This is a genomic window from Ruegeria sp. CJ6, from assembly GCF_056536665.1.
Genome location: NZ_JBQFQB010000008.1, coordinates 1 through 12,309, shown reverse-complemented (window position 1 = coordinate 12,309; position 12,309 = coordinate 1). Strand labels below are relative to the sequence as shown.

Annotated in this window: 10 protein-coding genes; 5 read left to right on the top strand and 5 right to left on the bottom strand. The window is 56.7% G+C overall.

Annotated elements, in window-relative coordinates:
* Positions 1 to 55: 55 nt before the first annotated feature.
* The 4 genes from ACR0BT_RS18880 to ACR0BT_RS18865 all read right to left on the bottom strand — a co-directional run bounded on the left by ACR0BT_RS18880 (position 56) and on the right by ACR0BT_RS18865 (position 4,769).
* A complete protein-coding gene (locus ACR0BT_RS18880) occupies positions 56 to 343 on the bottom strand; it encodes an HU family DNA-binding protein (protein ID WP_010442901.1) in 288 nt (95 codons plus the stop codon).
* 130 nt (positions 344 to 473) lie between these two features.
* Positions 474 to 1,937 (bottom strand): AMP nucleosidase, encoded by a 1,464-nt coding sequence (locus ACR0BT_RS18875; protein ID WP_170399140.1) that lies wholly within the window; start codon positions 1,935 to 1,937, stop codon positions 474 to 476.
* A complete protein-coding gene (gene ade, locus ACR0BT_RS18870) occupies positions 1,934 to 3,736 on the bottom strand; it encodes an adenine deaminase (protein WP_480763826.1) in 1,803 nt (600 codons plus the stop codon). The genes ACR0BT_RS18875 and ade overlap by 4 nt, the downstream gene beginning before the upstream one ends.
* Before the next feature lie 157 nt (positions 3,737 to 3,893).
* Positions 3,894 to 4,769, bottom strand: coding sequence for a LysR family transcriptional regulator (locus tag ACR0BT_RS18865; protein WP_170598615.1), 876 nt, complete (start codon positions 4,767 to 4,769; stop codon positions 3,894 to 3,896).
* A 117-nt stretch (positions 4,770 to 4,886) separates the two neighbouring features.
* Here ACR0BT_RS18865 and ACR0BT_RS18860 point away from each other — a divergent pair, with 117 nt between their 5' ends.
* Together ACR0BT_RS18860 and ACR0BT_RS18855 are read left to right on the top strand one after the other, a co-directional pair.
* Positions 4,887 to 5,642: a class II aldolase and adducin N-terminal domain-containing protein gene (locus ACR0BT_RS18860; protein WP_480763825.1), complete on the top strand. Its 756-nt coding sequence runs from the start codon at positions 4,887 to 4,889 to the stop codon at positions 5,640 to 5,642.
* 24 nt (positions 5,643 to 5,666) lie between these two features.
* Positions 5,667 to 6,653, top strand: a complete 987-nt coding sequence (locus ACR0BT_RS18855) for a sterol desaturase family protein (protein WP_170399131.1) — start codon at positions 5,667 to 5,669, stop codon at positions 6,651 to 6,653.
* Positions 6,654 to 6,718: 65 nt separating this feature from the next.
* Here the strand turns inward: ACR0BT_RS18855 and ACR0BT_RS18850 are convergent, their stop codons facing one another.
* The gene (locus ACR0BT_RS18850; protein WP_170598618.1) at positions 6,719 to 7,351 is read right to left on the bottom strand and encodes a class I SAM-dependent methyltransferase; all 633 of its coding nucleotides are present in this window, start codon (positions 7,349 to 7,351) and stop codon (positions 6,719 to 6,721) included.
* 88 nt (positions 7,352 to 7,439) lie between these two features.
* Here ACR0BT_RS18850 and ACR0BT_RS18845 point away from each other — a divergent pair, with 88 nt between their 5' ends.
* From ACR0BT_RS18845 to katG, 3 genes are all read left to right on the top strand, one after another.
* The gene (locus ACR0BT_RS18845; protein WP_170819227.1) at positions 7,440 to 8,297 is read left to right on the top strand and encodes an SDR family oxidoreductase; all 858 of its coding nucleotides are present in this window, start codon (positions 7,440 to 7,442) and stop codon (positions 8,295 to 8,297) included.
* A gap of 46 nt (positions 8,298 to 8,343) precedes the next feature.
* Positions 8,344 to 9,327 carry a glycosyltransferase gene (locus tag ACR0BT_RS18840; RefSeq protein WP_170399125.1) on the top strand — a complete coding sequence of 328 codons (984 nt, stop codon included), beginning with the start codon at positions 8,344 to 8,346 and terminating at the stop codon, positions 9,325 to 9,327.
* A gap of 424 nt (positions 9,328 to 9,751) precedes the next feature.
* Entirely contained in the window at positions 9,752 to 11,953 is a 2,202-nt protein-coding gene (gene katG / locus ACR0BT_RS18835; RefSeq protein WP_170627061.1) for a catalase/peroxidase HPI, read from the top strand.
* The last annotated feature ends 356 nt before the right edge of the window (positions 11,954 to 12,309 follow it).

Here is a 12,309-nt window from a genome sequence, read left to right as displayed (position 1 = left end):
AAAAAAGGGCCGCCCGGTGGCGACCCCTTCGATCTTGCGATCTGTCTTCGGCGAATTAGCCGTTGACGCTGTCTTTCAGAGCTTTCGCGATGGTCATTTTGACCACTTTGTCGGCTTCTTTCTTGAACTGCTCGCCGGTGGCGGGGTTGCGCACCATGCGCTCGGGGCGCTCGCGGCAGTAGATTTTGCCAACGCCGGGCAGGGTGACGGCACCACCGGCCGAAACTTCGCGAGTGATCAGGCCGGTCATGGCCTCGAGCGCAGCATTTGCGGATTTCTTGTCAGTTCCCATTTCCTCAGCGAGAGCAGCCACCAGCTGAGTCTTTGTCATAGGCTTTGCCATTTCTTGGTCTCCTTAACGTGCCCGATCTATAGGGCCTCACCGCGTAACTGTAACGGGATATTGTGGCTGAACACAACGAATAGTAGCACTAAAAACCCCAAAAATAGGGGAAATTCGTTGCTTTTTTGCTTCAGAGAAAGGCCGTTTCGTCAAACGAACGCAATTTCCGGCTGTGTAACCGTTCCAGCGGCATGCCGCGCAAGTGCTCCATCGCCCGGATTCCGATTGCCAAATGACGACTGACCTGAGTGGTATAGAACGCCGAAGCCATGCCGGGAAGCTTTAATTCACCATGCAAGGGCTTATCCGAGACGCACAGCAAGGTGCCGTAAGGAACCCGGAACCGATAACCGTTGGCTGCGATTGTTGCACTTTCCATATCCAGCGCAATCGCACGGGACTGGCTGAGCCGTTGCACCGGGCCGGACTGATCGCGAAGCTCCCAATTGCGGTTATCGACCGAGGCGACTGTACCTGTTCGCATGATACGTTTCAGCTCGTAGCCTTCCAACTCGGTTACCTCGGCCACAGCCTGTTCCAGCGCGACCTGGACTTCGGCCAGCGGGGGGATCGGCACCCAGACGGGCAGGTCGTCGTCTAGCACTTTGTCCTCGCGCAGGTAGGCATGTGCCAGTACGAAATCCCCAAGCGCCTGCGTGTTGCGCAGACCGGCGCAGTGGCCGACCATCAACCAGGCGTGCGGGCGCAGAACCGCAATGTGGTCGGTGGCCGTTTTGGCATTCGATGGCCCGACACCGATATTGACCAGCGTAATCCCAGACCCATCCGCGCGTTTCAGGTGGTAGGTTGGCATTTGCGGCAGTTTAAGGGGCTGTTCCAGTACGGCTTCGGCGTCCGTGATCTCAACATTCCCGGTCGAGACAAAGCTGGTATAGCCGCTGTCGGGATCGGCCAGTTGAGCCCGTGCGTAGCTCTCAAATTCCGAGACATAGAACTGATAGTTGGTGAACAGCACGTGGTTTTGGAAATGACCGGGGTCAGTCGCGGTGTAATGCGAAAGCCTTGCCAACGAATAGTCCACCCGCTGGGCCGTGAACAGCGCAAGGGGCCCGGCTTCGTTTTCCAGCTCGTGCACGCCATTCACGATATCGTCGTTTGTTGTATTCAGGTCCGGTACATCAAACGCATCGCGCAGAGTGAAACCAGCTGCACCCTGATGCGGGACAACCAGATCCGGGTTATTGGCGACAGCGAAATGGACCGGGATCGGCGTTTCCGAGGCTCCGATTGTGACCGGCTGATCGTGGTTCTTGATCAATAGTGCGATTTGCTGGGTAAGGTATGACCGGAACAGATCGGGGCGCGTCACTGTCGTGGCATGAGTACCTGGTTCGGACACGTGACCGAAGCTCAGCCGACTGTCGACCTGCGCGTAAGACGAGGTCCTGATCCGGATTTCGGGGTAGAACGCCCGAAACCTCTCGGTAGGAGCGCCGTTCTTAAGTGCATTTGCAAACCTATCGCACAGGAATTTTGTCGCCTGTTCATAGAGCTCTTCTAAACGTGCGACAGCTGCAAGCGGATCGCTAAATTTCTCGGGGTTGGGAACGTCAGGTGTTCGGATAGTAGTCATGCAAGGGGTTCCAGAAGGTCGATCTTTTCGAATGTACGTACATCCACCAGCCCAAGGTCCGAGATCCGCAGTTCAGGAATCACAACCAGGGCCAGCAGAGAATGCTGCATATATGCGTTGTTAAGCTGACAGCCGCAGGTCTTCATCGCCTCGACCATTTGTTCCGCTTTGGCGGCAACCTCAGTCGCTGGGTTGTCGGACATCAAGCCTGCGATGGGCAGTTCCACCAAGGCCAGTTCCTCGCCATCGCGAAAGATTGTGATGCCTCCGCCCACTTCGGCCAGCCTGTTCGTGGCCAGCGCCATCTGTTCACGGTCGGTGCCGACAACAATCATATGGTGGCTGTCATGCGCAACGGTCGAGGCCATGGCCATTTTGCCTTGATACCCAAAGCCCGAGACAAAGGCGTTAGTCACACCCCCCGTGGCGCGATGCCGTTCGACCAATGCGATCTGGCACACGTCGCCTTCGCCTTCAACAAGCCCTTCGATAATCGGCAGCTCGGATTTCAACGCTAGCGTTGGGGCCTGATTTTCAACCACCCCGATCACGTTGGCCGTGACACGGTTCGCTCCGGCAGGGGCTGCGATTTCAAAGTCTGTCGAGGTCAACGCATGCCCTAGGTGTACGGTATTTCGCGCCTTAGCGGGCCAGTTCAGATGCGGGCATTCGACCGTTACCGTCCCGTTTTCAGCCACAATCTGACCGCGCGCGACCACGGTTTCGATCGGAAGCTCTACCAGATCAGAACTCAGGATAATGTCAGCGCGCCGCCCGGGTGTGATCGAGCCGATCTCGCGTTCCAACCCAAAATGGGTCGCCGTGTTGATCGTCGCCATTTGCAGCGCAACCAGAGGATCGCAACCACAGGCAATCGCATGTCGCACTACGCGGTTCATGTGTCCGTCATTTACCAGCGTTCCCGAATGGCAGTCGTCGGTGCACAAGATGAAGTTGCGCGGGTCCAGCCCTTTTTCAGTCACCGCAGTAATCTGGGTTTCGACATCATACCAAGCCGACCCCAACCGCATCATTGACCGCATTCCCTGACGGACACGTGCGATGGCGTCTGCCTCGCAGGTGCCCTCATGGTCATCAGCAGGGCCGCCGGCGACATATGCCGCGAAATCAGACCCTAAATCAGGCGAAGCATAGTGCCCGCCAACAATTTTCCCGGCGCGCTGTGTGGCTGCGATCTCTGCCAACATTTTCGGATCGCCATGAATGACACCGGGAAAGTTCATCATCTCGCCCAGTCCGATGATACCGGGCCACGACATCGCCTCGGCCACATCCTCAGCAGTGATTTCGTACCCGGTCGTCTCCAACCCGGGAGCTGATGGCGCACAGGACGGCATCTGAGTGAAAATGTTCACCGGCTGCATCAGCGCCTCGTCATGCATCAGTCGCACACCTTCTAACCCCATCACATTGGCGATCTCATGCGGGTCGGTGAACATCGAAGTTGTGCCATGCGGAATGACTGCGCGGGCAAATTCTGCCGGGGTCAACATGCCCGATTCGATATGCATATGTGCGTCGCATAACCCCGGCACCAAATAGCGACCGTGCGCCTCGATGATCTGAGTCTCAGGACCGATACAATGCGCGGCGTCCGGCCCCACAAAAGCAACGCGCCCCGCAGCGATCGCCACGTCATGGTCAGGCAGGGTTTCGCGGCTATGCACATTGACCCAGACGCCGCCACGGATCACCAAATCGGCAGCCTCGCGGCCAGCAGCCACGGCGATGAGACGAGGGGCGGTATCGGGCCAACTTGGGAAGGGAGTGTATTCCATGACCCAACTTTCCCGAATGCGGCGCAAGGTGCAACCCCCACTATTAAGGTATCATGGAATCATCACAAAACCTGCCATCCGCAGCGCGCCAGCGCTGCCACGCCCAACCAGAGGAGATGCCCAAAGGGCATCAACGATGGGCGGGAGCGACCCGCGATTAGTTGTGGCGATCGGCTTCAATCTCTGCGCGCAGCCAGTCGACAAACGCCAACGCGCCCGGCGTTTCCTCGGCTTGGGGCGATAGCAATAGATAATAGGCCTCGGGCATAGCAGCGCGATGGATGAACGGCGCGATCAGGCGGCCTTCTTCAATCAACCGTTTTGCGATCATGTCGTGGGCTAAACACAAGCCTCCTCCGGCCATCGCAACCGACAGGCTGACCAGATAGGTCGTCGAATAGGTTACCTTAGGTTTCCCCCAAGTTAGACTCTGATCTGTGATCCAGCTCTCCCAATTCGACAACAAATTTGAACAGTCGAACAGGGGCTGTTCCTGCAGGGTTTCCAGCGTCACCGGGAAGTCGGGGGCACAGACAGGATAGTAGTGATCTGTCCGTAGCAATTCCGTTCGCACCGTATCGGCCGGGCGCAGCGAATAGCGGATTTCCACCGCCGCGCCTTCGGCCATTTCGCGCGGCTCCCAGAGCTCAGTAAAGATATTCAGATGTACATCCGGATGCAGTTCCCGAAACCGGGGTAGGCGCGGAGCCAGCCAGTTGACGGCAAATGTGATGTTGCTCTGGACCTGAACCGCGTTTTGTTGTGCGCCCGTGACGGCTTGTGTCCCCCTTACCAGAGTTCGAAAGGCTTCACGCACGACCGGCAGATAGGTGATACCAGCTTCGGTCAGCTCCAATGCACGCGGACGACGTAGGAATAATGGCTGACCCAAATAGCCCTCTAGTGATTTGATTTGCTGGCTGACTGCGCTTTGCGTCATGTTCAAATCCCGCGCCGCCCCCGTGAATGACAAATGACGGGCCGCCGCTTCAAATGTGCGTAGCCAGCCGAGCGGTGGAAGTGATTTCTGCATGCTCATAACTCTGCCAGTAGTTTTACTAATGAACTAGGCGTGTTTTTTTCGTTGGTCAAACGTTTGCGGTGAAGGCACGATTTCCCAGAAGTCAATTGACCAGCGAAGGAGCCCGGCATGAGCGTTACAAACCTGCGTCCCAACATCGATCATTGGTCCGAACGCGTGGACATGGCCGCCGCATTCCGCTGGACCGAACGGTTGAACATGCATGAAGGGGTGGCGAACCATTTCAGCCTTGCGGTGAACGAAGACGGCACGCAGTTCCTGATGAATGCCAACCAGATGCATTTCGCGCGTATCAAGGCGTCAAATCTGCTGCTGCTTGATGCCAATGACAAAGATGTCATGGACCAGCCCGGCGCACCGGATCCGACGGCTTGGGGGCTCCACGGATCGATCCACCGCCATTGCTCGCATGCGCGCTGCGTGATGCACGTGCATTCGATTTTTGCGACGGTTCTTGCCTCGCTGGCAGACAGCAGCTTGCCGCCGATCGATCAGAACACCGCAACTTTCTTCAATCGCTACGTAATCGATGAAGAATTCGGAGGTCTGGCTTTTGAAAACGAAGGTGAGCGCTGTGCCGCGATGCTGTCGGACCCGAAAAAGAAAGTCATGATCATGGGCAACCACGGGGTTTTGGTGATCGGCGACAGTCCGGCAGATGCCTTTAACAGACTCTATTATTTTGAACGCGCCGCAGAAACGTACATTCGTGCTCTTCAAACCAGGCAACCTTTGCGCGTTCTGTCCGATGAGATTGCTGAGAAAACCGCGCAAGAGCTTGATGAATATCCCGGTCAGGCCGAAGCACATCTACGCGAAATCAAATCTGTTCTGGATGCCGAAGGCTCGGATTACGCAACCTGAAGCGCACTGTTAGGAGTTTCAGCCATGACCGATATGCATGATGCAGAAGCCGCCCGATGGAATTACCGCCCCGAAGGGCCCGTCGGTTTGAACCCTTTGTTCAACTGGCCGCCGCGTCCTGCGGCTATCCTGAACTGGTACAAAGGGGCTTGGCTTCCCCTTACGTCGCTGACGCTTTGCATGGTGATGGCTTTTGCCGCCTATTTCGTGTTTTTACCTCCATTAGAGACCATGCAGAGTTTCGCGCCCGGCTGGATGTTCCGTATCTGGCTGCTGAACATGGTGCCTCAGATCATGATAGCAGGAGGTCTGCATTGGTGGCTTTACATGCGCAAAGGGCAGGGCATGTACAAGAAATTCGACCGGCGTGATCTGACACGTGACAATGGGTCGTTTACCTTTCGAAATCAGGTTTTGGATAACATCTGGTGGACGCTGGGAAGTGCGATGACTGTGGCGACGGTCTATCAGTGGCTGATCTACTGGGCGATGGCGAATGGCTATGCGCCAGTGATAACCTGGGCCGCGGCCCCCGTTTGGTTCGTGATCTGGATGCTTTTCATCCCGATGTGGTCAGGGCTTCATTTCTACTGGGTGCACCGATTGGAACATCACCCGAAACTCTACAAGCACGTTCATGCTGTGCACCATCGTAACGTCAATATCGGACCATGGTCGGGAATATCGAACCACTGGTATGAAAACCTTCTTTATTTCACCACCTACTTCATCCATCTGATTGTACCCTCGCATCCGCTGCATCTGCTATTTCACGCCTACTTCCAGCAGATCAGCCCGGTACTGTCTCACTCGGGTTTCGAAAAGCTGAAGGCTGGTGAAACGGATGCCGCGCGGGCCGGGGATTTCTTCCACCAGCTTCATCACCGGTATTTCGAGTGTAACTACGGCACATCCGAGATTCCGTTCGACAAGTGGTTCGGCACTTATCACGATGGTTCAGCCGAGGCGACAACGCGGACACGGGCTTTCAAGAAGCAGATGTATACTTAGACACGAGGGCGTTCTGCCCCGCCGAGTTCTGCATAGGTCCGTATATGACCTACGCAGAGCTTTGGTCAGGTTTTCTCAAACAACGCGATCAAAGCGACGTCATCTTTGTTGGGGCCGGCAGCAAGATCGCCGTAAATCCGGACCTGCGTTAAAGATAAGTCTCTGATCTGATCCGCCTCGAGCCGGCGGAAGGTATCGGCAAACCCGAGCGCCTCAAAGTGTTTTGCGTTGATCGACAGGGCGAACTGCGCACCGTGGCGTGCGACACGCAAGAGCGCTGGCAAAACTTCTGGCCCAAGATGGCCATGGGTGAACGTTCCGGACGAGACGACACCGGCATAGCTGCCGCGCGGAACCGGCAGGCCCTGATTGAGATCGGCTTCGATCGCGTCGCGATAGATATCCTTGCGCATCGCCTCGTCCAGCATTTCGGCGCTGATATCGGTGGCGTCGATCGGACCCACGCCTAACCCGGCCAGAATAGCTCCGCATAACCCCGTGCCCGCGCCTACATCCAATACCGGGCCTTGTCCGCCTGCACCCACAAAAGCGCGCGCCGTGTGGTTGTGGAGTTGATAATCCTCAAGCGCTGCGAAACTGTCGTCATATTCCCCTGCCCATTCCGCATAAAGGCGCTTGTTCTCCTCGGGCGATTTCAGGGAGTAGGCTGCGTGCAAGTCAGGTGTCTTTTTGGTCATTTCTCAATGAATGCGCATCAGAGGATTCGAATCAAGTGCGTCCATCCGGCGCTTGCATCCACGTGCCGGGCAGATCATCAAAGGGACCATGACACAGACACTATTCTCCTTCGGCCACGGCTATTCTGCCCGAGCGATATCGAAGCAACTGGATCCAACCGCATGGCGGGTCATCGGAACCACGCGTGATTCCCAACAACTTGAGACAATTCGCGATTCGGGTGCCGAGCCTCGTGTCTGGCCAGGGGATCGGCCTGATCTGGACGGGGTGACGCATCTGCTTGTCTCTACAGCACCCACAGCCGAAGGTGATCCGGTGCTGGCGGAATTGAAGGATGAGATCGCCGCGCGGATCGGACAGTTCAAATGGGTCGGCTACCTGTCGACCACAGCCGTTTACGGGGATCACCAGGGAGGCTGGGTGGATGAGACGACGCCCGCCACACCGACGGCTGAACGTGGCCGTTGGCGCGTGCGTGCCGAGGAGCAATGGGGCGGCATTCCGGGCCTGCCCTTGCATATCTTCCGACTGGCAGGGATTTACGGGCCGGGTCGCGGGCCGTTTTCAAAGCTGAAACGCGGTGGGTTGCGGCGGATCATCAAGCCGGGCCAGGTGTTTTCGCGCATTCATGTTGACGACATTGCACAAGTTTTGATCGCGTCGATGGCCAAACCCAATCCGGGTGCGATCTACAATGTCTGTGATGATGAACCGGTGCCGCCGCAGGATGTGATCGGCTATGCCGCCGAATTGCAAGGTCTGCCGATGCCACCTGCTGTTCCGTTTGATGAGGCTGATCTGACCCCGATGGCGCGCAGTTTCTATAATGAGAACAAGCGCGTTCGGAATGATCGGATCAAGGATGAACTGGGCGTCTCATTGCTCTATCCGAACTACCGTGTAGGGTTGGAAGCACTGATGCAGCATCAGAAGGATGCCACTTGATCACCGCGCCTTGCCAAGAAACCGGCACGGATTGTATGGGATTTCGATGAAAGACCGCTCTGTCCCGCTGAACATTACCGTTTCGACCCTGACCCGGCAGCGGCCCGAGATGCTGGCCGCTTTGATTCGAAGCTGGGGAGAGATGAAGTTGCCGCCCGACTGCTCGGTGCGATGTTTGGTGGTGGAAAACGACAGCTCAGCGCTCAGCGAAGGTACCGTGCAGGCAGTAGGGGAGAAGCTGCCTAATGGAGCAAGTCTGAACTATGTCCTTGAGACCGAACTCGGCATCCCGTTCGGACGCAACCGAGCCGCACGCGAAGCGTTGGAGAATGGCTCGGATCTGCTCTGTTTTGTCGATGATGACGAAGTGGTGGCGGTCGATTGGCTTGAACGGTTGGTCGCCGGGTATCGCAACAGCTCTGCCGTGCTAATGGGCGCTCCGCTTCGTGCGGCGGGGCCATCGGGGCAGGAGACCGCGATTCAGCGGCTGATGTTGCGCAATATCAGCAATCGTTACCTCGACAAGGAAAACGCGGCTGCAAAGAAAGCCACGTTGAACGGTACCGGTGGCGTGACCATCGTGACAAATAACTGGCTGGGCGAGACACGTCTGTTCAGCGAAACCGGCCTTTGGTTCGATGAAACCATGCGGATGACCGGCGGGACCGATGCAAAGTTTTATGCCGAGACCGTTGCTGCAGGCTTACCGGTCGGCTGGGTGCCCGACGCTTTTGTGTACGAGACCATTCCTCCCGAAAGGTTGTCATTCTGGTATCAGACCGCCCGGGGAAGGGACCAGTCCAACACCCATATGCGCCGTAAGCTTGATCAGAAGCCAACAAAGGCGATCTTGGGGTTTTTGAGCACCCCCTTTCGCTTGTTGGCGTTGTTAGGGGCAATCCTTCTGTTTCCGTTCCAACCAGATCGGCGATTGATCCAGATCGCCCGAACGGTTGGGTGGCTTGTCGGGGTATTGGGAATTCCCTTCGGCTATAAATCGGCCCTTTATAAGAAGGTCAGTGGCCACTGAATCTGGGCCGGTCAATCCGTTTTGCGTTAGACTCAGTTCAGTCGTTTCATGCGCGGCCATCATCGTAAGCTTATTTGCGTCTACTCTCTCTCGTGCCCGACTTGCGAGGCATGGTGAAGCTTGGCGGTGCAATCGCGATCACGCGCTTCAGGGTCAGGCTGCGCGCAGATGTTCAAATGATAGCTCTGGATTATCAATATCATCAAAAAACAAAACTTATATGAATGGCTTGGATTTGCTAAATCTACATCCAAACAGAAAGAACGAGTCGTTAATGCTATTTCCTACAATGAAGGCCGGGCCGATCTGCGCGATCCCGCGTAATGCCCATTCCAAGGACGAGCGCAAAAACACTCAAGACCCCTGTTTCTCGTTTCAAAGTTAACCGCGCGACGCATACATCTAGCCAGGACTGGAGATCGATATGGACGGAAGTGATACCCCCAACATGGGCAAATGCCCGGTAATGCATGGCGCCGAGGCCCGGTCCAACCGGGATTGGTGGCCGAACCAACTGAACCTGTCGATTCTGCATCAGCATAGCCCTGCATCGAACCCGATGGGCGAGACATTCGACTATGCCGAAGAGTTCAAGAAGCTCGACCTGAAGGCACTGAAGGAAGACCTGTATGCGCTGATGACGGATTCGCAAGATTGGTGGCCCGCAGATTATGGGCACTATGGTGGTTTGTTCATTCGTATGGCCTGGCACGCAGCGGGCACCTACCGCACGGCAGATGGCCGCGGTGGCGCATCGACCGGCAATCAGCGGTTTGCGCCTCTTAACAGCTGGCCGGACAATGGCAACCTGGACAAGGCGCGCCGTCTGCTTTGGCCGATCAAGCAGAAGTACGGCAACCAGATCTCGTGGGCTGACCTTTACATATTGGCGGGCAACTGCGCGATCGAATCCATGGGCGGCACGACCTTTGGATTCTCCGGTGGTCGTGAAGACATCTGGGCACCTGAGGAAGACATTTATTGGGGTGCCGAGACCGAATGGCTGGCCCCAACCGAGAACCCGCACAGCCGCTATTCGGGCGAACGTGATCTGGAAAACCCGTTGGCCGCTGTTCAGATGGGTCTGATCTATGTGAATCCGGAAGGTCCAGATGGTCAGCCAGATGCCTTGGCTTCAGGTCGCGATATTCGCGACACCTTTGGCCGAATGGCGATGAATGACGAAGAAACCGTTGCTTTGGTTGCGGGTGGCCACACCTTTGGTAAGGCCCACGGCGCCGGTGATCCCGGTCTTGTCGGTCCCGAACCCGAGGCCGCCCCGATGGAGGCGATGGGCTTTGGCTGGATCAACGACTTTGGCAGCGGCAAGGGTGATGATACCACCACCAGCGGCATCGAGGGTGCCTGGACCGCAAACCCGACCAAGTGGGACAACGGCTACTTCGACCTGCTGTTTGGCTACGACTGGAACCTGACCAAGAGCCCAGCGGGCGCGTGGATCTGGGAACCTGTTGGGGTCAAGGAAGAGGACATGGCCCCGGCAGCGGGTGATCCATCGAAAAAGGTCAAGACTATGATGACCACCGCCGACATGGCGATGCGCATGGATCCGATCTATGGCCCGATCTCGAAGCGCTTCCACGAAAACCCGGACGAATTTGCCGATGCCTTTGCTCGCGCGTGGTTCAAACTAACCCACCGCGACATGGGTCCGCGTGCGCGTTATCTTGGAGCCGAGGCTCCCAGCGAAGAGCTTATTTGGCAAGACAACGTCCCGGCCGTCGATCACGCGCTTATTGACGACGCTGATGTAGCCGATCTGAAAGCCAAGATACTCGCGACGGGATTGTCTGTCTCAGATCTGGTGTCGACCGCATGGGCTTCGGCCTCGACCTTCCGGGGATCGGATATGCGTGGCGGTGCCAACGGTGCGCGCGTTCGTCTGGCCCCGCAGAAGGATTGGGAGGTCAACGAACCGCTGAAACTATCCAAGGCGCTGAATGCGCTGGAAGGCGTTCAGAAAGCGTTCAATGACGCGCAGTCTGGTGGCAAGAAGGTCTCATTGGCCGATCTCATTGTCTTGGGTGGTGGTGCTGCCATCGAAAAGGCAGCCAAGGCCGCAGGTCATGACGTTGATGTTCCCTTTAGCCCCGGCCGCACCGATGCTTCGCAAGAGCAGACGGATGTCGAGTCTTTCGCGGTGATGGAACCGATCGCGGACGGTTTCCGCAACTACCTGCACAAGGAATACTCGGTTCCGGCCGAGGCCCTGCTGGTGGACAAAGCGCAACTGCTGACGCTGTCGGCACCGGAGATGACTGCGCTTGTAGGTGGGATGCGTGTGCTGGGCACAAACTTTGACGGAACTTCTCATGGTGTGCTGACCGAACGGGTCGGCACGCTCAGCACCGATTTCTTCGTGAACCTGCTGGATATGGGCACCGAATGGAAACCATCCGGTGACGGCGTCTATGAAGGCCGCGACCGCGCAAGTGGTGACGTGAAGTGGACAGGTACCCGCGTGGATTTGGTCTTTGGGTCGAACTCGCAGCTGCGGGCACTGGCTGAGGTCTATGGTCAGGACGACGCAGGTGGCAAATTTGTCTGCGATTTCATCTCGGCCTGGAACAAGGTGATGAACGCGGATCGTTTTGATCTGAAGTAACCCTATAACCATCGCAGTAAATTGCGCCGCCCGAGGAGAGTCGGGCGGCGTTTTCATGCGCCTGACTCAGGGCGCGTACCAAGCATTGGGTACGATTCCGCCGAGAGACTGTTCTTTCTCTTTCTGTAAACCTCCTTTTTGTGAGTTCTCGGGAGGATTTGTTAAGCTAACCTGTTGTTTTTATTAAGGTGAAGAAGAAGGTGGTCGGAAATGTGAAGTTTTTTCAAATTGGGGGTTGCAGGTCCCAGACCTAATCCGTAAATACCCCTTCACCGGCGCTGCTGAGGTGCTGGGACGCGGTGGAAGCTGCGGAGACGCTCGGGAGAGACTGGGGGCATCTGAGGTTTTTGATTGGG